Raw genomic sequence first — 23,954 nt, 5'->3', positions numbered from 1 at the left:
GCCCGAATATACTGGCGCAAGCACTCTGGAAAATCAGGGAGACTAAAAGCGAAGGGGAAGCAAAAAGGTTGATAAGCAAGCTCAGAGTATACACGATTTCGGACCAGGACAATTCGGGACCATGGATACGCAGGAATTTCCCCGGCCTGTTCTACATCGCAAGCCCGGGAAATTATTATACGGCTACATGGTCGGCCATCTTAAGTGTATTTCCCGGCGCCAACAACGAAGTCGTGAGCAATGATTGGCTTATGCGAAATATCCAGCAGGGACATGGGCCGCTGGGGGCAATTTATCCGGATGTGTCTTTTGGCATGGAGGGTGATACCCCGTCCTGGCTCTCGCTGATCCCCAATGGACTGAGCAACCCGGAGCATCCAAACTGGGGAGGTTGGGGCGGACGTTATGAATATTACAAACCACCCTTTGACCCCAAGCTGAAATGGATTGTTCCGCTGGAAGAAGAGACCAGACCATTTTGGACAAATGCCGAAGACGAATATACACCCTGGGTGCCGGGCAAATGGGGGAGAGCCATGGTAAAAGACACAGGTACATACAAAGACAACCATGTAACCATTTGGAGATGGAGAGCAGAAATTCAGAATGATTTTGCGGCACGAATGGCCTGGTGTAATACGGATTATAAAGCTGCCAATCACCCCCCGGTTGTTAAACTCCATATGCCTGAACAACTCACAGTAAAATCCGGCGAGACATTTAGTCTGGACGGCAGTGCATCCTATGACCCCGATGGAGATGCCCTGAGTTTTCATTGGTTTCAATACCGCGAAGCGGGAACGTTGCACAACACAATAGTTGTCGGTCCGGCAGAAAACATGTCTGTCATTCCAGAGTTAAAAGCGCCGGAGGTAAGTAGTCGCCAAACTACTCACTTCATCCTGAAGGTTACCGATAAAGGAACGCCCCGGCTAACCCGGTATAAAAGAGTAATTGTAACCATTCTGCCGAAGTAATGAACGACAACAACATGGCATTTTTTTACAGCCAATAATAGTCGAAAAGGGGAGGTGGAAAATTTCATTTGAGCTTACGTCCAAAGGCCGCGGTTAATGCGGCCTTTGGTTTTATGCGGTGTCCGTCCGTCCGGTTGTGCCGGGGGGATGGTTGGATAGGCGGGCAAGGTTTTAACGGTGCTTATCTCCTCCATGTCGAGGAACGAAGCAATCTCCGGGCTGTGCATGGTGGCTATGCATGGCGTATACTTAGCATGCGGACCACAAGGGTGGACCCTTGCGGTAGCGAGGAGGAAAGCGTGTCTTGGAACAAGCAATGACTAGTTAAAAAATCAACCAGTCTTTATTTGCTCGTTAATGTAAATAACACTAACTTTATTAGTCTATACACCACCAATTTTGAGTAAGAGCAAACAGAAACCGAAGTCACAACATCAGGAAAGGGTAGCGAAGTTTTTGACTAATTTCTATGTCAATGCAAAAACTCAGGCTATCCAGTTACGTCCTTTGCTCGGCGTACTGAAAGATGATTATTCCCTTGGTGAAATTTTTGCCGCAGCAAAGGCGCTCGACAAACATCCACTCGCTTATAACTATTTCTACGGGACGCCATTACCGCGGTCTTATGACCAGCTTAGAAGTGGGAATTGGACGTTGCAGGTGAGTGTCGAAAAAGAAATTGGTTGGTATTCACTTTCCATCGTCCGCTTTTCAACGCAGATAAATATCTTCGTACAATACCGCGATTTGTATGAAAATGCGATGCTAATGGGAGACTATAGTAACGCATCATCTATCTTAGATAAGATAGATGCAGAAGTCTGCTATTCATTTTGGGGAATGGAACAGCGTTTCATTGTGGCTGAACTGAGCGGGGGCTTAAAGAGTAATAAAGATTTTTTAAGTGCTATCAATAACTCGAGTCAGGATATTTTCGTCACCACCTTTGCCTATTTTTTCAGTAATCGTTCCGAAAACAAAATGTCTATACAGCGATTCAATAATTTTTTTAATAACTTTTTTCAGACCCTCGGAGATGAGATCCGCGAGTATTTTCTGTTCGTGGCTAATAGTTTTTCAAGTGATGAGTTTAAAGAACTGGAGGGCATTTTATCCTATCACAGTCTATCTTCGGTTATTGATCGCTACCTTACTTTCGTAAAAACGACGCATTCATTGTTGACTTGGAATAGTGGACGGGAATTCTTACCGAAAATCGTATTACGCGTTAATAAAGTGATTCACGACAGGTTGATCGATAGTATTTCCTTGTTTTTGTCGGCTAAAACACCTGTAGATAATATGCAGGAGACAATTAATGCACTTGATATCTTTGATCTCTATTCAAAGGGCAATTATCAAGAAGCGATTGTTCAATCGAAAAGTTTCATATTGCGTTGTCCCTCCGAGCTCAGTATTTATGAGATATACATTAAATCGCACCTTTTTTTAAAAAAAGAATTTGTCAGCGCTGTTTCCCGCGAGAGTCTGGTCAGCGAAGTACTCGATAATATGTACAATATCTTACGTAAGAATGAGGCGACATCTCAATCAATTACTAATATTTTAAAGATTGCAACAACGTTACAGAATACGACTTTCGGCCATCAGTTGTATATTTTTTACAATCGGTCGATATTAGATAATAAATATGCAAATTGGAAGTATTTGGATATCCTCAACTCACAGATTTTAAATCCTCTTTTTGTTAAACGCCATCCCGAAAAAGCTGAAGCTGAGAATTATTTCGATAATCTGAAGGAGCAGTTCCCTGGTTCTGTTACTGTAGCGTTATTTAATAATTATCTTGAACAAACGGGAAATAGCAGCAATGATTGGCTACTTAGCGGTGTTCCAGACTATCGCAAAACGTTTTACAAAGCCGAGTTCTACAAGGAAATCGGTGAAACGGCAAAAGCAATCGGTCTTTATAATGAACTGCTTGATATCGATAAAGTAAACATTGTTATCTATGAAGAAGCGCTAGTTAATCTGCTGGACTGTTATTATAAAACCGAACGTTATGAAGATTATCTGAACTCTTATGTACAGCACCACTTTTTTAATCCCAATTTGCTCATACGGGTGGAAATTAAAAACGTAGTGCTTCGACTGCAGTTGGCTAAGTTCCGTAATGTATTACCATCAATTCAACTGCCAATATTCTTTTCTATTACGAAGCAGGATTCTCATAACATCAATATCGCGCTTCGAGTCTTTCTTAAAGGTCTAGGCCTTGTTCGCTCAGCCGACCTCAAATTGAAAGTAGAGATTTTAAGTATAGAAGCTTTAAAGTTTCTTTTGTCGGCCATTTGTACCCCCGAGATTCTTAAATACAGCACATACTTCGAGAATGCCAACGATATCCTCTTGGAACGTGTAGAGGTATTGCAAATTCTGGTTAGCATTGACAAAGCTAATTCAGCACCATACGATGCTGAAATTAATAAGATTAGTCAGGATCTTGCGGTAAGCGATGCGATACGACAAATAGACGAAAGTAAGATATATGTTGATGAAGTAAGCCTAATTAATTCCGAGTTTACCGACGTTCGGAATAATTTCACCCGATATATTGAGATAAGTAAATTAATTTCAGATCAGGGGTCAAGTTTTATAGATATTTCTTTAAATCGAAAACTTCTATTGAAGGTAAAAAATAATAACGTTGTTGCTGAAGATTTGGGGCATTCCCGCGTTTCAAAAAATGTCAAATTTGAATTGTTTAAAGATGTTTTCTTTGAAATTCGCGATCAGTTTCTTTTTAATAACCGTTATGGTTTGGAAGTGTATGTAAGCACACGCATTCGGCACGGAACTTTGTTAGGCCAGTTTCGAAATGAATTTCTGACGCAGCACCTTATCACCCAGAAGGAGAAGTCAAGTGAAAATTATTACCGTAATGAATATTGGGACGATAAGCTGACTAATCTTGATGATACCCAGAAAAATAAAATTCAAGAACTCTTGTCTGCTTTTTCAGAGAATATCGATAAGACTGCTAATAAATTAAAAGAGCAAACTATACAAATTAAAACTGAAGATCGGAACAGGTTCGGCCTGTTTGACTATACTATACCCAGTGATCGGTTGCTAGTTTATTATGATCAGGTATTTAAAGAAGTAGACGTTTACACTGATTTCGTGTTTATGGCGATGCAGTTTCTATGGAGATTGACAGAAGTCAATCTTGAATATATTCGCCAATATATATCCGAAATTATCAAAAAGCGGCTGATACAATATCTTTCAGATCTGGAAACGGACCTTCGAGCCACAGTCCAAAAAGAGAAAGATATTCAGGAATTGATTAATAGCATCACAACCTGTAAAACTCAGATACATCTAGAGTTGGATAAGATTGCCGCTTGGTTTAGGATTCGCAAGATCAATATTCCTGACTTCGAGCTGTCTAAAGTAATTAACAGCTCATTAGAGATTACAAATAAGATTTCTCAAAATGCCAAAATTATTGCTCCTGATATTGATATAAACTCCCCTACACTATTCAAAGGGAAGTTTTTTATTCACCTCTTTGACTTGTTGCGTATTTTTCTGGAAAATATTGTCAATTATGCAGAACTTGACTCAGAACAACTTAAAGTAGTAATCTCTGCGCAAGAAGAAAATGAAGTCTTGCATTTCAGGATACTAAACAATCTGGATCCAGATGTGAATAGAAAAGAAATACAGGAAAAGTTTAAGGCGAAAAGAGACGAGCTGATAGCCGTAAACTGGGATATGAATCGAATACGAAAGGAAAAAGATACAGGTTTTTACAAAGCGAAGAAAAACTTGACGAGTGACTTGCAGGATGAGAAGAACTATTTCGATTTCAATATTAACGAAACCGATCAGATCGAAATAAATATCTTTATACACACAGAGAAGCTAAAAGCATGAAAATATTGCTCGTTGAGGATGATGAAATTAAGATCAAGAATCTGGAAGCATTTCTATCGACTCTCCGGCCTGATTATAATATTGAGTTCGATATCCGGAGGTCCTATCAATCAGGTTTAAAGGCCATACTTAATAAATTGTATGATCTCATTTTACTAGATATGAGCATGCACAATTTTGACAAGACAATCGATCAGTCCGGGGGCTCTCATATGCCGTTCGCAGGCGAAGATATACTTCGAGAAATGGCATGGAACGATATTGCTACTAAGACAGTAATCGTAACGCAATATGACTTAATCGGTAATAAAGTGTTGACAGAGCTTAAAGAGTCATGGGCAATCAACTTCTCGGACAACTATATTGGAACAGTTTTTTATCGCGACAACGAAACTAGCTGGCAAAACGAACTAAGTACATTCATATTTGATCACTATAACCAATGATTTCAATCTTAATCGTAGACGACATCCCTGCCAAAATTTCAGAGATTGAGAAAACGTTATTAACTGTAACTCCGATCATTAGAGATCAAATTACAATTGCGTCGGATATAATTAATGCCAAACGTTTGCTGGCCGCGAAACAGTTCGACCTAATGATCCTCGATCTATCCCTACCGCAGCGGTTCGGCGATGACCCCGATGATAATGGAGGTACCCAATTTTTGGAAGAAATTGGTGCCGATCCGACTATGAATGCCCCGTTTCATTGTCGGTCTTACGGAGTATCCGGAATTGCTTGATAAGCACACCGGTTTCTTCAATAGTAATTTGTGGTATTTGATTAAATATGAACCGGAATACAGACTTTGGGAGGAACAGATTGCCAACTATGCACGCTACCTTATCAAATCAAAAATGGAACTAGCGACTCCCTCTAACGTTAGATTCGAATACGACCTGGCCATTGTGACAATTTTGAATGAAACAGAGCTAAAAAAGGTAAAAGAATTAGACGGACATTGGAAAGAGCAGAAATTTCCCAACGATCCAACCTTTTATTATACAGGATATTTTAAAAAAGGTGACAAAAATATTAGTGTTGTCGTCGCCTCTACGGACAATGCTATGGGTATGCCGGCAGCTTCGGTTCTTTCAATGAAGATGATCCAGCGTTATCGCCCTAAATACATTTGTATGGTCGGCATCTGTGCTGGTGTTAAAGGTAAAGGCAACATCGGAGACCCCATTATTGCTGATAGGGTGTGGGATTACGGCAGCGGTAAGCATATCATTAAAAAGGTTGATGGCAAGCGCATAGAGGCATTCAGACCATATATTAACCAGATTGCGTTGGATCGGGAACTAGCCGCTCAATTTTCTAATATCATTTCGAAGAATCTATATTTTGAACAAATACAGTCCGCTTGGTCGCAAAAATACAATTATGCTTTAGCAGCTAGGATTGGCCCATTTGCGTCAGGCTCAGCTGTTATTGCAAACGAGAATAAACTTAATGAAATCAAAGAGCAGCATGGACAGTTGGTAGGATTTGATATGGAGTCTTATGCGATATTCTATGCTGCAGACAACTGTTCTCATCCTAAGCCAACCCCGTTTATTATCAAATCCATTTCAGATTACGGAGATTCCCATAAAAACAACCCTAAAAAAGATGAATTTCAGGAATATGCTGCTTTTACCAGCGCAAATCTGCTGTATCACTTTTTAATAAACCATTTATATCAATAAGATTAAACTGTGCCATTGTTTAGTCTTTGGTCGATGATTTTCCGAGACTGGCGCACGCGAGTCACGTGAACCCTAACTCCTCAACTCCCACCTCCCCCGTTAGCGATTGAAACGGATACCGGCCAGGCGCCTAATGCCTTATGCGCGTATGAGTGTAAAGCGCGGGCCGCAGGCAACGGCAAGAAAAGAATCAAGAGTCAAGAATCAAGACAAAAATGTTCGGTATGTTAAGGACGAAATTATTTCCTTTGTTTTCCGGTGGTAAAAAGTTCATTAATAGATGCTTCCTTCGCCAGCATGACAAGTTATATTTTTGAGTTGTGTGGGTCTGTCACCGATGCTGGTGCAACGCGTGTCGTGTGTGCCCCACATGGTTGGATATCCGAAATTCAGTGTTCGATATTATTTTTCATCCAACTGACAACTAATTTGGCAATTGCAGCTAAAGAGCCGTCGGCCCGGCACATGATGTAGCGCTGGGTTTAACGCCGGCGAATAAAACCAACAATAACGTAGCGTGCCATGGGCAGGGTTTATATTAGCCACCAGGTAGCTTTGCAATCACGAAACCGCCCCCATCTCCCGCAGCCGAATTAATCCAATGAATTTAACGCCACACATCGCCGGAATTAAAAATATTAACCACCGGTAGTGCACCACCCCGTACCAGGGTGTCTCCCCGTGCTGGTACACACAGTTTGCGGTTAATTTAATCGGTTTTGAACGCCTCTTCCACAGGTCGATTTAATATTCAACACCGAATGTCCAATTTCGAATAATGGAGGAAAAACTTCGGTGTTGGATATTCGATGCTTTCTTTGTCAGCATGACATATCCCATTTTCCTGTTATCCTGGGGAACGAAGGATCTATCAGCTATGCATGACCGATAGAAAAGTTCGCGAATAGATGCTTCGTACCTCAGCATGACAGTCTTTTATTTTTGTATGTCACCCCTCCTTCAGAGTTTACCTAAATTTGATAACTACCCAAAGCAAGTTAAAAAACGGAAGTCATCCTGAACTTGTTTCAGGATCCCACAGGACAGGTGACCCGCATGAAGTACACTTAGCATGTGGGGTGCCGAAACAAGTTCGGCATGACATTGGGGATTAACCGATGTAATCCACCTTCAGAATTTTGCGAAATTTTACCACTCAGCATGACAAGTTATATTTTCGAGGCGCGTAGGGCTGTAATCATTCGCAGTAAAAGATCATTTACCTCTATACTCAAAAGCCCTCACTCCCTGGTACCCACAATCCCTCCACACAAATAACTTACCTGCCATAGGTTGTTGTTCCAGCTGGCGGGCAGTAAGGCCTTTTTGGGCGGTGGTGATGTATATATCGGTCAAATCCGGGCCGCCAAAGGTGCAGGAGGTTACGTTGGCTACGGGTAGGGGCAGGGTAAATAATTTGGTTGCGGTGTGCGGGTTCCAGCGGCTTACCTGCCAGCCGTTCCAGTGGGCAATCCACAGCATGCCTTCGGTATCAATGGTCATGCCATCGGGGTAACCATCTTTTTCGTCGATAGTAATCATCGTTTTTTTGTTGGAGATTGTGCCGCTGTGTACATCAAAATCATAGGCCACCACGTTCATGGTCGGCGTATCGATATAGTAAAACGTTTTGTGGTCGGGGCTCCAGGCCATTCCGTTAGATATGGTTGTGCCATGTATTTTGGGCGCGGTTTGCAGGTTACCATCCAGCGTATACAGTTTCCCGGCGTTCGGCGTTTCGTCAATAGCCATCGACCCGATCCAGAACCTGCCGGCCGGGTCGCATTTGCCATCGTTAAAACGATTTTGCGGCAAATGAGCTTCGGGCTGGGCAAAAAATGCCGGTTGGCCGGTTTCTCGGTCAACCATAGCCAGCCCGTTTTTTAACGCGGCAAGCAATTGCCCATCGCTGCAAACCGTTACCGCGCCAACCATTTGTTTAACATCAATGGTTCTGAAAGCCTTGTTTTCGGGGTTGTATTCATGAATATGGCCGCCCATAATATCAACCCAGTATAAAATGTTATTACGCCAGTCCCAAACCGGGCCTTCGCCCAAAAAACTGGCGTGGTTAATTACTACTTCTACCATCCTGTTATTTTATTTAATGCCATCGGGCAAAGTACTTACCGATGTCCAGCCGCCATCAACAATCAGGCTTTGGCCGGTAATGTGTTTGGCCTCATCCGATACCAAAAACAGCGCCGTATGGGCAATATCGGTAACATAAGCCGGCCTGCCCATGGGGGTAATGGCCGACCATACCCGTTCATAATCCGCCTCCTGCGTAGTACGTTCGGTTAAGGTGGCGCCTGGCGCAACGGTATTTACATTGATGCGGTACTGCGAAAGCTCGATCACCAGGTTTTTAGCCAGCATCTCTAACGCGGCTTTTGTCATGGCATAGGCCGCAAGGCTTTTAAGCGCCTGGTGCCCCACTACCGACGATGTAAAAAGGATTGCCCCGCCATTGGTCTGCGCCTTCATTTGTTTAGCGGCGGCCTGCGCTAAAAAGAATGAGCCGCCGAGGTTTACGTCCATTACTTTGGAGAATGCTTCCTTGGTATAAGCAAAAAAATCGCCATACAACGTAATGCCGGCATTGGCTATCACAATATCCAGCCGGCCGTATAACTTTACGGCAGTATCAACCATGTTATTGATGAAACCTAAGTCGCTTGAATCGCCGGGCATAGCTAAACAACTATCCGGATGGTTTTGGTTGATCAGGCCTTCCGCGTTTTTTGCTAAATCGATATCTATATCATTTAATATTACGGTAGCGCCTTTTTGGGCCAGCATGCGGCAAATTTCGAACCCTATGCCCTGGCCTGCGCCGGTTACTATGGCTACTTTATTGTTAAAACTCATTATATCAACTTAATGTGAATCTCTTAAAACCTTACTGCCCGAACCACCCACCAGGAAATCCATATCGGCCCCCAGGTGCGCCTGCTGCACATGGTCGATATACAATTTTACATAACCACGATTGGTAACCGGTTCGGGCGGAATGTATTGACGCTTTCGTTCGGCAAACTCTTCGGTACTGATAGCCACATTTAATGTTCGGTTGGGCACATCAAGCGTTATCAGGTCGCCGGTTTTGATGAGGGCAAAATTGCCGCCTGCGGCTGCCTCCGGCGATACATGTAGTACTACGGTGCCAAAGCCGGTTCCGCTCATGCGTCCGTCGGATATGCGCACCATATCGGTAATTCCCTTTTCCAATAGCTTTTTGGGGATGCCCATATTGCCAACTTCGGGCATACCGGGATAGCCTTTGGGGCCCACATTTTTTAATACCAAAACGCTGGTTTCATCTACCTCCAGTTCGTCGGTATCAATACGGGCTTTAAAATCTTCGATGTTTTCAAACACTACGGCTTTGCCGGTATGCTGCATTAAATGCGCGCTGGCCGCTGATGGTTTGATAACCGCGCCCGACTCGCACAGGTTACCTGTTAAAATGGCCAGACCGGTAGCTGTATTAAAAGGCGCATCAACGGTAGTAATTACGTTGCTGTTATAACCCACGGCATTGCTGTAATTATCGGCAATGGTTTTGCCGTTTACCGTTATGGCATCCCGGTGAAGTATGCCATCCAGTGCTTTTAAAACAACAGGCAGGCCGCCGGCATAAAACAGGTCTTCCATAAAGTATTGGCCAGATGGCTGCAGGTTGGCTATCAGCGGGATGTTTTTTGATAAGGGGTCAAAATCCTTCAGTTCAAGCGGCACTCCAATGCGGCCAGCAATAGCCAGCAAATGGATCACAAAATTGGTTGATCCGCCTATGGCGGCGTTGGTCATGATGGCGTTTTCAAAAGCCTGCCGGGTAAGTATGTCCGAAAGTTTCAAATCTTCCTTAACCATTTCCACAATGCGTAATCCCGAGAGCTGGGCCAAAACCTTCCGCCTGGAATCAGCAGCGGGGATGGCAGCGTTGCCCGGCAGCGAAAGGCCCAATGACTCTACCATACAAGCCATAGATGAAGCTGTGCCCATAACGGCGCAATGCCCCTGGCTGCGGCACATGGCCGCCTCGATGGTGAGCAATTCCTCTTCTATGATCTTGCCAGATCGTACATCATCATGATAGCGCCAAACGTCGCTGGTGCCTATTTGCTTGCCCCGGTGGTTGCCGGTAAGCATTGGCCCGCCAGATACCACAATGGTGGGGATATTTACACTACAGGCCCCCATTACCAATGATGGGGTTGTTTTGTCGCAGCCGCAAAGCAATACTACACCATCCAACGGGTTGGCGCGGATTGATTCTTCCACATCCATACTGGCCAGGTTGCGGTACAGCATGGCGGTGGGTTTCATTAACGTTTCGCCAAGGGACATCACCGGGAACTCGACCGGGAAACCGCCGGCCTCTAAAATGCCCCGTTTTACCGATTCGGCAAGCTCGCGAAAATGAGCGTTGCAGGGGGTAAGCTCGCTCCAGGTGTTGCAGATGCCTATTACCGGTTTGCCTTGAAATTCATAGTCGGGGATGCCCTGGTTTTTCATCCAGGCGCGGTAAATAAAGCCATCCTTGCCTTTACGGCCAAACCATGCCCCGCTTCGTAGTTCTTGCTCGTCCATTGGTTGATATTGTTTTGCAGCCCGGGGGCCAAGCCTGCGGGTAAGTTTTAACTGGTGTTCAACAAATATAACCGCAATATTTAATTATTGGGGGGGAATGGATGGCTGGTTTTCTTTTTTCTGCGGAGGCGCATAATTTGCTTTTGTGTTAAAAAGGGAGGGAAAGTGCGATTCCCCTCTTGAGAGGGGCGGAGGGGTGTGTTAATGAAGCGGCAATGAACGCCGGTTAACACACCCCTGCCACCGCTCAGTCTTTCGCACCCCCTCTCGAGAGGGGAACCCCAATAATGGTGTGATTTGCATGTTCAATTTGCATGCGAGAGACGCAATTATGCTCTCTACGAAAAAAATATGTTCCTTTTCATTTCTTGTTGTAGGTCAAGTTTCCCTTGCCAATCTCGCCTTACTTTTGATGTAAATAAAACAGCAACACATAAAATAATCAACATCATGGAAAATACAGTAAACGGCATTCACCACATTACAGCAATAGCAGGCAATGCCAAACGCAATTATAATTTTTATGCCAACGTACTGGGTTTACGCCTGGTTAAAAAAACCGTAAACTTCGACGATCCTGAAACTTACCATTTATACTATGGCGATAAAGAGGGTACGCCCGGTACTATCCTTACCTTTTTCCCCTGGGAAGGTATTACTGCAGGCCGCAGGGGCGCACGCCAGGCTACCGAAATTGGTTACTCGGTTCCTGAAAGCAGCTTTGATTTTTGGCTAAAACGTTTTGATGCCAACAATGTCATATACAACAAGGTATCCGAAAAATTTGGGGAACCATACCTTACCGTTTTAGACCCCGATGGCTTAAAACTGGAATTGATAGCTTCAAAAACTTCCGATAACCGTTTGCCATGGGAAACAGCTGACGTTAAGGCCGAAAACGCTACCAAAGGTTTCCACAGTGTAACTATTACCACCAATAAAATGCAGCCTACGGCCGATATTTTAACAGGCGTATTTGGCTACCGTTTGCTGGAGCAGCATGTAAACCGTTACCGCTTTATTACCGATGCGGTTGAAAACGCCGCCATTGTCGACCTGGTTGAAGTTGCCGGCGAAGTTGCTGGCCATGTGGCCGGTGGTTCGGTTCACCACGTAGCATTCCGCGTTAAAAACGAGGAAGTGTTGATGCAATACCGCGAAAAAATTGCCGCCCTTGGTTTGCACATTACCGATAAAATAGACAGGAACTATTTTTACTCGTTGTACTTCCGCGAACCAGGTGGTGTATTGTTTGAATTGGCTACCGATAATCCCGGCTTTGCTGTTGACGAACCGGTTGACGAATTGGGCACCCATTTAAAATTGCCTGCACAACACGAAAGGTTCCGCAGCACTTTAGAGAAAACATTACCTCAATTATATTGATCATGTACACACATCAAAAAAATTATATAACCACAGGCACCCCGGCTACCGAAGCCGGGGCCGCCCTGGTCATGATTCACGGTCGTGGCGGCACTGCCCAAAACATTGTCAACCTGGCCGAGAGCTTAAATGTACAGGGCATGGCTATTTACGCCCCGCAGGCAACCAATAGTAGCTGGTACCCCTACAGCTTTATGGCCGGCGATAAAATGAATCAGCCGGCTTTAAACTCGGCCCTGGATACGATAGATCAACTGGTGCAACAGATTAAAGCTGATGGCATCCCCGAAGAAAAAATTTATTTCCTCGGATTTTCGCAGGGTGCCTGTTTAACGCTGGACTGTATTACCCGTCATGCCAAAACATATGGCGGTGCCGTAGCGTTCACGGGCGGCCTGATAGGCGAGGGCCTCGACCTTAGTAATTACCAGGGTAATTTTAACGGAACACCGGTACTGATCACCACCGGTAATCCCGATCCGCATGTACCTTTAACAAGGGTTGAGGAAAGTGTTGCCATCATCAAAAACCTTGGTGCCGATGTAACCCTTAAGGTGTACCCCGGAAGGCCACATACTATTAGCCAGCAGGAGATAGACCTGGCCAATCAAATAGTGTTTAAATAAGGAGTGACAATAGCAGACGGGTTAAACTTCCATGTTCCAGAACATTGGAGGGTTTAACCCGCCCTGCTATTTTTTGCCTGCCTGTTTAATGATTGCCGCTACCGGCGAATAGCTTTTCGCCGGCTTTTACGGCCATGGCCAAACGGTTTTCATCCGGTGGCTTAGGGCACGAGTAATTAGGGCTAAAGGCGCAGTAAGGGTTATAGGCCTTATTAAAATCTACAGTCAGGCTGTCCCCTTTAAACTCGCCCTTTTTCAGGTCGATATAACGACCACCGCCATATGTTTCCTGTCCGTTTGTGTCATCGGTAAATGGCAAAAACAGGTAATCGCTAAACAAAGGGTTTTGCGATAAACGAATGCTTTTGTAAACCGAAAGCTGCATCGGTTTGCCATTAAGGCTGAATTGGAGCAGGGCATATTTTACATACTGGCTGCCTGTGCCATGAAATACCGGCATCACAAAGTTGTTTTCGTTACTAAGGAAGGTTACTTTACAGGTAACCCTAAAGGTGCTATCGGCGTCATAAAACCTAAGATTTTGTAGATCATCCTTTTTTAACGGGGAATTGGCATCTTTCAAAAAATCGTCCATATAACCTTTACGAAACTGGTCTATTTGCGTTTTATAGTCCTGCGCAAAACAGTTAATGCCGGTCATTAATAGCAGGATCAGGAGGTATTTCATAAGTTTTATAACTATTGCCTTATTAGTTGATGGCAATATATAAATTACAAAACTTAATGCCGAATGAAACGAAAGATACCGTTTAATTATTAAGCGATAATGCCCGACTGTAATCCCGGGTTATTGCTCTTTGTTTATCGGCTGCTATCTGGTTTTGCAGCGTTTTGCTGGTAAAAATGGCAACCCCCAGGTCGGCCTTGTACTTGTACCGTAACGAAAGGGTTAACAGGCCCGAATTCCAGTTATAAATATCCGAATAGTTATCGGGCCTGTCGGTAAACTGGCCATACATACCGATGAATTTTTGTAAAACTTTATACGCATCCGTCATTTTAAAAAACAGGTAAATGTTCACAATCTTATCCCTATAAACGCGGATGCCCACCATATCAAGGTTTAAGCTATCGCCCAGGTCCAACACATTTGGATCATTGTAGGCATATTTTAAGCAACTGTCGGCGTCAACACGGGTATCGCCATCAAGGTAGGATAAGTTAGCAGCCTGGAGGTCTTTGATATCAGAGCCTAAAACAACATTGTTGCCGGGTCCGTTATTTAATGTTAAGTACGATATGGAGCCTGTTTTAAGCGCTTGGGCATTTGCCATAAACCACTGACAGCCAACAATGATAAACAGAACTATTTTAATCCCTGAAATAGCCCTATGGTAAATTCTTTTTTCCATATCTCTCCACTTTGCATAATGATGGAGAGACAAGTTTAATACCGAACTTTAATTTATGCTTATTTTTATTAATTTTTGATTAATTAATAAACTTGCTTATGAAAAATGAAATGAACAGGCCTTTTCCTGTTCATTTGCCTTGTTTAGTTTTTTGTACACTGGTTTACAGTAGGTTAAATACTGTACAAAATAATATTCAGCACCTATTTAACCGCCCAATCATGAATGATGTTCCGGCCGCCGCCAAATGTTTCCTGTCCGTTGGTGTTATCAGTAAAAGGCAGAAACAAATAATTGCTGAAGGGCCAATAAGTATCAGTCAAAAAAACGTTCATGTAACCCTGGTGAAACTGGTCTATTTGCGCTTTATAGGTCCTGCGCAAAACAGTTAACGCCGGTCATTAATATCAGTACCAACGATACTTAAAGCCGAACGAAATGAAAAAAGCGGTTTAGTAATTGAGGGATAATGCCTGTTTATAATACAGGCTGATTGCTTTTTGTTTATCGGCTTCTATTTCGGTTTCCAGCTTTTTGCATGTAAAAATGGCGACCCCCAGATCGGCCTTGCACTGGTAGCGTAACGAAAGGCTTACCAGGCTTGAATTCCAATTATAAATATCCGAGTAGCTATCGGGCCTGTCGGTAAACTGGCCATACAGGCTGATGAATTTTTTTAATACTTTATATGCATCCGAAAGTTTAAAAAACAGGTAGATGTTCACTATCTTATCTTTATAAGCGCGGACAGCTACCATGTCAAGATCTATGCTATCGCCAAGGGTAAAAGCATAAGGTTCATTGTAGGCATATTTTATGCAACTGTCGGCATCAATGCGGCTATCGCCGTCGAGGTATGTTAGTTTACCAATCGGCAGCGTTCGGATATCTTCGCCCAAAGCAATGCGGTCATTGAACCCATTGGAGGTCATTAGGTATTTAAGAGTACCTGGTTTAAGCACCTGGGCATGTGCCATAAACCATGGGCTGCCAACGATGATAAATAGGGCTGTCCTGATGCCTGAGATAGCCGTATGGTAAATTCTTTTTTCCATATCTCTCCACCTTTCATAATAATGAAGAGACAAGTTTAACACCGAATTTTAATCGGGATGTTATTTTGGTTAGTTTCCGATTAAATTGTAAATAAAGTGTGAAAAGAAAACAGAACATTGCAATTGATTTACAATTGTAATGTTCTGTTTCAGGTATAAATATTTCTTAATGGTTAAAGGAGATCTGGAATATTATTCAATTTTATTTGACAACCCACTCATGGATGCCGGCCGAGTTATCAACGGAAAGCTGAATTTCCATCCGCAAAGCGGTAGTACTTACCGGCTCAAAACTCACTGTATTAAAGTTATCCTTGCTGATGGTATAAGGCGTTGTGTTTTTTACCGGTACCCATTGCCCATCTTTTTTATACAATATTTTGTACGATGCCGGGATACGGCAACCACCCCAGGGTCCATCGTCAAACCAATAAACTTTTGATTCGCTTACGGTATGCGCTGCGTCAAAGTCGTACTGTACAAATTCGCTGGTATCCTTAGCGGGCCACCAGTGCATAAAGGGGAAGCTGTTATCGTTGGAGCCGGCCGGTTCATACTGGTCTTTTATAGATGCAAACATTTTTTTATTTTTTAATGATGCACTTACTTTACTGGTACTTGCAATGGTAGGTGCCGGCTGCGGCCTGGATGCCGATGCTTCGTAAGGAATCCAAACCGTCATTTCGCTTGGGCCGCGATTGGCCCAGGCATAGTAGGGGATGGCCTTTACCTGTTGGCTGGTTTCGGTAAGCTTGTCGCTGTTGAGTTGCCTTTTGGTGCTTTTGCCTTCGGCGTTTATAACATCTACACCATTTAGCAGGTCGGCCTGGTAATTGGCGTTTGCTATGGCGTTTTTATCTATCATGATATTTTGCACCAGGCTATCACGGTTATCCGGGCCTTCCAGGCAATAAACAATAGGGCCGCGTTCAAAGGCAAAGCGGTCTTTATCGTCTTTTACCTTTTGGTTTGCTAACACCTTTTCGGTTTCCATAGGCAGGTTAAGGGTTACTTTATCGCCTTTTTTCCAACTGCGTTTTAGTACGGCGTAACCTTTTTCGGTTACAAATGAGGTTGCTTTGCCATTGACAGATAGTACGATAGGCAGCTGTGTGTTATTCATAAACGAATACAGATCGCCGGGAACAGGCTGTTGCTTAGCCCATCCAGGGATGCGTACCCTTAAGGTGAACGCCGAAGTTTTTGCCGGGTTAACTGTGATATCAACCCTGCCTTTCCATGGGTAATCTGTCGCTTGCACAATGTTTACAATGCCCGATGTCAGCTTGATGTTGCTAGAGCTGCCCATGAACAGGTTAACATACAGGTCGTTTTTGTTTTTGGCATAAACATAACCCGGTAACGATGGCAAAAAGCGCGTCATGTTACTGATGCAGCAGGCGCAGCTTATCCATGCACTGCGCTGGTGCTGGTTCATAGATGCCAGCGGATTGGGGTAAAAAAAGCGGTCGCCGCTCAGCGAAACGCCCGAAAGCAGGCCGTTGTAAAGTGTACGTTCCAACACATCGATATATTTAGAATCGCCATGCAGTAAAAACATGCGGTTGTTCCAGTATACATTGCCAATGGCAGCACAGGTTTCGGCATATGCCGACATGTTGGGTAACTGGTAAGCATCACCAAAAGCCTCGCCGTTGCCGGTTGCGCCAATACCACCGGTTATGTATAATTTTTTGTTAACCACATCGCCCCAGATATCATCAATGGCGCTCAGGTATTTGGTATCGCCGGTTAGTGCAGCAATATCGGCCATGCCGGTATACATGTAGGCTGCACGTACAGCGTGGCCTTCGGCTTCGTGCTGGTCAACCACTTTTTTATTGGCCTGGTTGTAGGAGTCGCCTTTGGGGCCACGTACATCCAAAAAGAACTTGGCCAGTTCAAGGTATTCTTTTTTGCCGGTAACGCGGTACATTTTGGATAAGCCTATCTCCACAATCTGGTGGCCGGGGTATTCCTCAATTTTGCCCGGTCCAAAGGTTTTCACCAGCAGGTCGGCATTTTTTATGGCGATGTTAAGCAAAGTACGTTTACCGGTAGCCTGGTAATGTGCTACGGCGGCTTCGTATAAATGCCCGCAATCATACAATTCATGGCTTAATACCTCTTCATTCACCCAGCGCTTATCGCCAATCCACTCATGCGGTTTTTTGGCGTTAACAGTACGGAAGGTATACAGGTAACCATCCGGTTCCTGTGCCGCCCCAATAATATTGATGAGCGTATCGATGTACCTATCCAGCGTAGGGTTCTTTTTGTTTTGCATGGAATATGATGCCCCTTCAATGGCTTTGTACACGTCGGTGTCGTCAAACGGGAATTCGCTTAGCTTATCGCCATCCAATTGTTTGGCGGCGCGTAAAAAGTTATCCATGCGGCCGTTCTTTTTACATTGGGCAAGCACATAGGGAATAGTCACCTTGGCATTTACCTCCATTTTGGGCTGCCAGAATTTATCGTTCACATGCACACTGGTAAATGCAACAGGCTGAATGGGGTAATCCTTTTGCTGGGCAAATAATTTGCTGCTTACACCTAATACCGATACCGGCAACAGGCAGGCTATTTTAATTTTACTGGTCATCATATTTTAGTTTTTAACCATGCGGCTGCCATAAACCGGGCCTGCACTGTTGTCTTTTTTTGGTAATAATTTAACGCTTACTTTTTGCTTGCCTTTGGTTAACTCAATTGGGATAAGATAGCTGATATCGTAAAAACGGCTCTCTTTGTACTTGTTTAAATCCTCGGTTGCCACTTTGGTGCCATCTATCATGATATCAAATGTACGGCCGCGGTTATCCATGCCCCAGTAAGTATTAATGAGCGTGTTTTGGGTGCTGGCATCAACCTTCATATCATAGGTAAAATAGCCGCCGTTCTCTGTCGACCGCCATTTCTTTTGATGGTCCTCGCCGGTAGTGGTGTTTTCGCCGGCAAAATTATGGTCGCGCTCGGGCTGCATTTCGCCTATGCGTAAAACATCGGTAGTATGGGCTTCCAGTTCCTGTTGTTTTTTCTTTTGCTCGTCATAAGCTTTTTGCTGCACCACCCAGGCATCCGGCGTAAATACATCCCAATAAACCGAGTAATATTCATTTTTGGTTTGGTTAAAGGGGATCAGCTTCACTTCTTCGGGATTTGATACGTTTTCGGTACGGAAGCTTAACTGCGTTTTATCAACCATCTGCAGCCATTTGTTGGGGTCGGTTTCGCTGGTTACAAAAACGGGTACACCCTTTAGCGGGTCGGGCTCGGTGTTGCCCAAAACACCGGCTAGTAACACCGGACCATAAAATATGGCGCGCCTGTTGGCATTATCGGGCATGGCCTCGGTATATAAATTCTCGGGCGTAGTAAACGTTACTTTATCGTTATTGCGCCATTTGCGGTTCAGCACAAAATAACCTTCCGCATCGGGTGTAAGCTGTTGTGTTTTTCCGTTGATGCTGATTGCAGGGTTGCTTGTCCATTTGGGTTTGCGGATGCGAATGGCAAATGTGGCCGGTTTTGTAAGGTTGATGGTATAGGCCATTTGATCGGCCGAAGGCAAATTGCCTTCCTGTTTAATGCTCAGCCCTTTCTGCTTCCAGTTTAATACGGACGGAATGAACAGGTTGATATAAACACTGCCATCGGCACCTCTGAAGTAAATGCTTTCGTTATACTTTACATGGTTTTCCATGCCCGAGCCTACGCAGCAGGTAAAATCATCAAAGGGGGTGCTGTAGCTTTTTTTACCGCCCATGCGCAGAGGCACAAAATAGCATACCCCGCCTGTTTCGTGGTTTTGCGATGCCAGGATGTGGTTATATAAACCCTTTTCGTAATAATCCATCAACCTTGCCGAAGGCTCAACCGCAAATAAATGGCGGGTAAGTTTTAGCATATTATAGGTGTTGCAGGTTTCGGTAGTGTTTTCGGTAAGCTTGTCATTTAGTTTACCCGGCTCGGTAAGGTATTCGTAATTACTGTTGCCGCCGGTTGCGTAGGAGTGAAAGCCTGTAACGGTTTCCCAAAAGAAATTTGCTATGGCTTTGTCCTTTACGTCGCCGGTAAGTTCGTACCGGCGGGCGCTGGCTATTATTTTAGGTATCTGGGTATTAGAGTGCTTGCCGGGCAATATATCGTTCTTTTCGGCAAGCGGATCTAATATGCGCTTGTCATAAAACTTGTACGATAGATCGAGATATTTTTTGTCGCCGGTTATGGCGTATAAATTGGTCAGGGTTTCGGCCATGCCGCCATACTCGCAAAGCAGCATTTTTTGCAGCTTGTCGTCGTCAAGGTTTTTGATGGTTTCGCCTGTCCAGTTGGCCATGCCCTGGCATATTTTGAGGGCCTGTGTATTGTTAGTATATAAATAGGCATCCAAAAGCCCGGCCATAACCTTATGTACTGTATACCACGGCGACCAGCCGCCGTTTAAATCAAACCCGCGGGAACGGATATCGCCTTTGGCTACTTCAGCCCATATGGTATCTTCTTTGGGTATAGCCCCAACATAGCCGGTTTTACGTGCCACCTGGCATTCGTTCAGTTGGCTTACTATATAGTTTGTCCGTTTCAAAAACTCCGGGCCGCGGGTTGATGCGTAGTGCATGGCAATGGCCGATAGGTAATGCCCCAGGGTATGCCCGGCCAGGCCCGAGTTTTCCCAACCATCGTATATTTTCCCTTTAGGCTGTAAGCCCGAGTGCGAACGGAAGCCTGACAGCAGACGATCGGGCTCGATAGTTAATAAATAAGCGGCATCAACCTGCATAGCCTTTTTAAAGGGGCTTTCTAAAAGCTGTACATCCTTTAAGTCAAAGCTATAGGCCTTAACCGGAACAATGGGTTTTACTTTAAAGCGCGTATCGTTCCACTCGGGTACATAGGATTGCGCCTGCGTTTTTTCTGCAGCAATAAAACACACAACGGCACAGCAGCTTATTTTAAAATACTTGTTTACAAACATTAGCATAAGGTTAATACTATAAATTCAATTTATAAAATTACCGGGATGAAATGAATGTTTATGGATAATAATTGGCAGGTTTTAGCCGGATATTAGCCCTTTTTATGTGGCATTAGCATTTTTGGGGTTTTATTAATGTTAATAGTAAAATAGCCATTACTGGCGGGCTTTATGCAATAATTACAATTTATTAATGCCATTGTAATAAGAAAGTTAATATATGGGCAGCTTTGGCAAAATTTTGTAAAAAATGCAGTGTTGGGGGCAAATAGATTTACATATCTGAAAATCAGGTTGTAGATAAATAGATTTTAACCCCAAAACTTTAATTTATGAAGTTGAAACAATTACTAAAAAAGTTCATTTTACCTTTAGTAACGCTGTTTGTATTTTGCATTAACGCTAATGCCCAAACAGTTACCGTAAAAGGAAAAGTATCTGACGATAAAGGCTTGCCCCTCCCCGGTGTCACTGTCAGATTAAAAGGCACTAACAAAGGTGTAAGTACCAATATTAATGGCGCGTTTAGCATTAGCTACCCGGGTACTGGCACGCTTAACTTTTCGGCCATTGGGTACATTCCCAAAGAAGTTAAGCTTACCGGCGAAACTGAAATCAATGTTGTTTTACCTGAGGATAGCAAGGCGATTAGCGAAGTTGTTGTTACCGCGCTTGGCATAAAGCGCGATAAAAGGGTGCTAAGCTACAGCAGCCAGGAAGTAAAAGGCGCCGAGCTGGTTCAGGGTAAAGATCCTAACATTGTTAACGACATTGCCGGTAAGGTATCCGGTGTGCAAATTACCAGTTCATCGGGTAACCCGGGCAGCTCTACCCGTATTGTAGTTCGCGGCGCATCGTCATTTTATGGCGATAACAACGCGCTGATGGTTATTGACGGTATCCCGATTGATAACAGCGAAACAGGTAACCTTAACTCCGGCCCTGGAACAAGCAGGATTGCCGATTTGGATCCTAACATTGTTGAAAGCATCAACGTGTTAAAAGGTGCGGCAGCAACAGCGTTATATGGTTCGTTGGGTGCCAATGGTGTTATTATCATTACCACCAAAACAGGATCGGCCGGCAAAAAAGCTACCGTCAATTTCTCGTCTGATTTTTCGTCGGAAAACCCACTGCTGCCACAAATACAAAGTAAATACGCGCAGGGAACAAACGGTCAGTTTTATGATGGTACAACTTTAAAAACCAGCACTTCCTGGGGGCCACTGATGGATACCCTGAAGATAAACGGCCAGGCTGCAAAAAAATACAATCAATCAGACCTGTTCTTTAAAACCGGCCATACCTATAATAATGTGGTGAGCATTAATGGCGGCGGCGAAGCTTCAAACTACTATATATCGTATTCTAATTTTAATCAGCAGGGCACGGTGCCAACTACCTCGTTTATCCGTAATTCGTTGTTTGCCAAGTATGGTGCTAAGATTCTGCCTAACCTGACCACCACGTTCCAGCTAAATTATTCCAATTCGCAAAACGACAGGCTGCCCGAAGGCTGGGCTTTAGAGAGCCCGGTATGGACAATTTTTACCGCTCCCGTATCATATAATCTGCAGCCATATGAAAATGCCGACGGAACGCAACGTTTATACCGCTACTCCAGGAACAATCCTTACTGGGTGCTTGACAATATCTCCAACAAATCGGGTGTAAACCGCTTTATGCCAACTTTTACTGCAGATTACAAGCCTTTAAAATGGCTTACCATAACCGAGCGTTTTGGTGCCGATGTTTATGTTGAGCAGGATAAATACCATGAATCTGCCAATTCGGTATCTAACCCTAATGGCCGTATTGTAGTTAATAACGCGAATTTCAGGCAGATCAATAACGATCTGATTATCAGCGGTAACCATCAGTTTGGCGATTTTAACATTGACGGTGTTTTGGGAAATAATATTTTTTCGCAGTATACCGAAAATTCGTACGCCAACGGCGTTGGCCTTTCGGTGGCCGATTTAGATAACATTAGTTCGGCATCTACGGTAAGCTATTCTGAAAGCCATGCGTTGGTGCGCAGAATAGGTTTTTACCTGCAGACCAACATCGATTATAAAAAATTCCTGATACTTTCTCTTACCGGCAGGTATGATGGCAGTTCGGTACTGTCAACATCCAATAATTTTTATCCATACGGATCGGCAGCGGCCAGCTTTATATTTTCGGAATTTTTCTCCAAAGATTTCCAGGATGTGATGAACCTGGGTAAATTCAGGGTTTCGTATGCTACAGTTGGTGGCAGTAACGTAGGCGCTTATTCACTTACTACGCCTTACTACAGCCAAACTATCCGCAATATTACTTTCCCTTACCAGGGCCAGTCGGGATTCTTGCTTAGTTCAACATTGGGTAACCCTTTCCTGAAAAACGAAAGAATAAACGAGTTTGAAGCGGGCTTCGAAACCGGATTTTTTAACAACAGGATAAGCCTGGAAGCATCATATTTTGCTAAAAAGACTGTAGATGGTATCATTCCTGGTGTAAGTATAGCCCCTTCAACAGGTTATAGCGGTACAACGGTAAATACCGGTGTAATGCAAAATAGAGGCATTGAGTTATTACTTAACGTGGTACCCGTTAAAACCAGGGACTTTAACTGGTCGGTAACCATGAACTTTACGCGTACCCGTAATAAGGTATTAAACCTTTACGGCGATTTGCAACAACTGGGCAACGGTTTTACCTCGCTTATTGTAGGCCAGCCTTACGGTATTATATATGGCACACGTTATGCACGCAACGCCCAGGGTAAATTATTGATTGATGCCGGTGGTTTACCTTATGCCGACGATACACAGGGAATTATTGGTAATACCAATCCTGATTGGACGGGCGGTTTCAGCAGTAATCTGCGTTATAAGCAATTTAACCTGAGCTTCTTTTTCGATGTGAAAAAAGGCGGCGACATCCAAAACAATGTTGACGGCTACGGATATTTTTATGGAACACCCAAAGTTACCGAAAACCGCGGGCCAAGGGTGGTTGATGGTATAAGCGCTACAACCGGCCAGCCCAATACTATCTCTGTTAACGGCCAGGCTTATTACCAGCGTATAAATGGTATCACTGAATCGGTAATACAGGATGGTACCTATATTAAGTTGCGGAATGTGAGTGTAGGTTATACTGTAAAACCATTATGGTTAAAAAGTACTCCTTTTAAAACGCTTAATTTTAGCGTAACCGGTCGTAACCTGTGGATTTATGCGCCGCATTTTACCGGCGGCGATCCGGAAGTAAGCTCATTTGGTGCATCAAACGGCTCGCAGGGTATTTATTCCTTCTCTACCCCAACCTCCCGTTCTATCGACTTCAGCTTAAAATTCACACTTTAATCCATTT

At 43.9% G+C, this 23,954-nt stretch carries 18 protein-coding genes; 8 read left to right on the top strand and 10 right to left on the bottom strand.

Annotated features, from left to right (window positions below):
• Positions 1 to 8: 8 nt before the first annotated feature.
• Entirely contained in the window at positions 9 to 977 is a 969-nt protein-coding gene (locus AC1DXF_RS27600) for a DUF1593 domain-containing protein (RefSeq protein ID WP_477451913.1), read from the top strand.
• Between the two features lie 74 nt (positions 978 to 1,051).
• On the opposite strand, the gene AC1DXF_RS27595 is transcribed toward AC1DXF_RS27600, so the two are convergent.
• Positions 1,052 to 1,204: a hypothetical protein gene (locus AC1DXF_RS27595; protein WP_477451912.1), complete on the bottom strand. Its 153-nt coding sequence runs from the start codon at positions 1,202 to 1,204 to the stop codon at positions 1,052 to 1,054.
• A 172-nt stretch (positions 1,205 to 1,376) separates the two neighbouring features.
• On the opposite strand from AC1DXF_RS27595, the gene AC1DXF_RS27590 reads away from it, so the two are divergent.
• From AC1DXF_RS27590 to AC1DXF_RS27575, 4 genes are read left to right on the top strand one after another with little or no spacing between them, the layout of a single operon-like run.
• Positions 1,377 to 4,880 (top strand): hypothetical protein, encoded by a 3,504-nt coding sequence (locus AC1DXF_RS27590; protein WP_477451911.1) that lies wholly within the window; start codon positions 1,377 to 1,379, stop codon positions 4,878 to 4,880.
• Positions 4,877 to 5,326, top strand: coding sequence for a hypothetical protein (locus AC1DXF_RS27585; protein WP_477451910.1), 450 nt, complete (start codon positions 4,877 to 4,879; stop codon positions 5,324 to 5,326). Before AC1DXF_RS27590 ends, AC1DXF_RS27585 begins: the two co-directional genes overlap by 4 nt.
• Positions 5,323 to 5,625 (top strand): response regulator, encoded by a 303-nt coding sequence (locus AC1DXF_RS27580; protein WP_477451909.1) that lies wholly within the window; start codon positions 5,323 to 5,325, stop codon positions 5,623 to 5,625. The genes AC1DXF_RS27585 and AC1DXF_RS27580 overlap by 4 nt, the downstream gene beginning before the upstream one ends.
• Positions 5,579 to 6,574 (top strand): 5'-methylthioadenosine/S-adenosylhomocysteine nucleosidase family protein, encoded by a 996-nt coding sequence (locus tag AC1DXF_RS27575; RefSeq protein ID WP_477451908.1) that lies wholly within the window; start codon positions 5,579 to 5,581, stop codon positions 6,572 to 6,574. The genes AC1DXF_RS27580 and AC1DXF_RS27575 overlap by 47 nt, the downstream gene beginning before the upstream one ends.
• Positions 6,575 to 7,789: 1,215 nt before the next feature.
• On the opposite strand, the gene AC1DXF_RS27570 is transcribed toward AC1DXF_RS27575, so the two are convergent.
• Genes AC1DXF_RS27570 through AC1DXF_RS27560 form a run of 3 tightly spaced genes read right to left on the bottom strand, consistent with a single transcriptional unit; the run spans position 7,790 to position 11,170 of the window.
• Positions 7,790 to 8,665: an SMP-30/gluconolactonase/LRE family protein gene (locus tag AC1DXF_RS27570; protein WP_477451907.1), complete on the bottom strand. Its 876-nt coding sequence runs from the start codon at positions 8,663 to 8,665 to the stop codon at positions 7,790 to 7,792.
• 9 nt (positions 8,666 to 8,674) lie between these two features.
• A complete protein-coding gene (locus AC1DXF_RS27565) occupies positions 8,675 to 9,445 on the bottom strand; it encodes an SDR family NAD(P)-dependent oxidoreductase (RefSeq protein ID WP_477451906.1) in 771 nt (256 codons plus the stop codon).
• A gap of 9 nt (positions 9,446 to 9,454) precedes the next feature.
• Positions 9,455 to 11,170: an IlvD/Edd family dehydratase gene (locus AC1DXF_RS27560; protein ID WP_477451905.1), complete on the bottom strand. Its 1,716-nt coding sequence runs from the start codon at positions 11,168 to 11,170 to the stop codon at positions 9,455 to 9,457.
• A gap of 450 nt (positions 11,171 to 11,620) precedes the next feature.
• Here AC1DXF_RS27560 and AC1DXF_RS27555 point away from each other — a divergent pair, with 450 nt between their 5' ends.
• Both AC1DXF_RS27555 and AC1DXF_RS27550 read left to right on the top strand, forming a co-directional pair.
• Positions 11,621 to 12,556, top strand: a complete 936-nt coding sequence (locus AC1DXF_RS27555; protein ID WP_477451904.1) for a ring-cleaving dioxygenase — start codon at positions 11,621 to 11,623, stop codon at positions 12,554 to 12,556.
• A 2-nt stretch (positions 12,557 to 12,558) separates the two neighbouring features.
• Positions 12,559 to 13,182 (top strand): alpha/beta hydrolase, encoded by a 624-nt coding sequence (locus AC1DXF_RS27550; protein WP_477451903.1) that lies wholly within the window; start codon positions 12,559 to 12,561, stop codon positions 13,180 to 13,182.
• A gap of 85 nt (positions 13,183 to 13,267) precedes the next feature.
• On the opposite strand, the gene AC1DXF_RS27545 is transcribed toward AC1DXF_RS27550, so the two are convergent.
• The 6 genes from AC1DXF_RS27545 to AC1DXF_RS27520 all read right to left on the bottom strand — a co-directional run bounded on the left by AC1DXF_RS27545 (position 13,268) and on the right by AC1DXF_RS27520 (position 20,597).
• Positions 13,268 to 13,870 (bottom strand): DUF1684 domain-containing protein, encoded by a 603-nt coding sequence (locus AC1DXF_RS27545; RefSeq protein ID WP_477451902.1) that lies wholly within the window; start codon positions 13,868 to 13,870, stop codon positions 13,268 to 13,270.
• Between the two features lie 82 nt (positions 13,871 to 13,952).
• Positions 13,953 to 14,555, bottom strand: a complete 603-nt coding sequence (locus AC1DXF_RS27540) for a hypothetical protein (RefSeq protein ID WP_477451901.1) — start codon at positions 14,553 to 14,555, stop codon at positions 13,953 to 13,955.
• Positions 14,556 to 14,758: 203 nt separating this feature from the next.
• The gene (locus tag AC1DXF_RS27535; protein ID WP_477451900.1) at positions 14,759 to 14,938 is read right to left on the bottom strand and encodes a DUF1684 domain-containing protein; all 180 of its coding nucleotides are present in this window, start codon (positions 14,936 to 14,938) and stop codon (positions 14,759 to 14,761) included.
• A gap of 69 nt (positions 14,939 to 15,007) precedes the next feature.
• Entirely contained in the window at positions 15,008 to 15,610 is a 603-nt protein-coding gene (locus AC1DXF_RS27530; protein ID WP_477451899.1) for a hypothetical protein, read from the bottom strand.
• Between the two features lie 202 nt (positions 15,611 to 15,812).
• A complete protein-coding gene (locus AC1DXF_RS27525; RefSeq protein ID WP_477451898.1) occupies positions 15,813 to 18,218 on the bottom strand; it encodes a glycoside hydrolase family 127 protein in 2,406 nt (801 codons plus the stop codon).
• 3 nt (positions 18,219 to 18,221) lie between these two features.
• Positions 18,222 to 20,597 (bottom strand): beta-L-arabinofuranosidase domain-containing protein, encoded by a 2,376-nt coding sequence (locus AC1DXF_RS27520; RefSeq protein WP_477451897.1) that lies wholly within the window; start codon positions 20,595 to 20,597, stop codon positions 18,222 to 18,224.
• A gap of 326 nt (positions 20,598 to 20,923) precedes the next feature.
• Here AC1DXF_RS27520 and AC1DXF_RS27515 point away from each other — a divergent pair, with 326 nt between their 5' ends.
• Positions 20,924 to 23,947, top strand: a complete 3,024-nt coding sequence (locus AC1DXF_RS27515; RefSeq protein ID WP_477451896.1) for a SusC/RagA family TonB-linked outer membrane protein — start codon at positions 20,924 to 20,926, stop codon at positions 23,945 to 23,947.
• Positions 23,948 to 23,954 lie beyond the last annotated feature (7 nt).

The sequence above is a fragment of the Mucilaginibacter sp. P2_A5 genome, from assembly GCF_056404995.1.
Note: the sequence above shows the minus strand (reverse complement) of the source record. Positions and strands in the feature narration are given on the sequence as shown.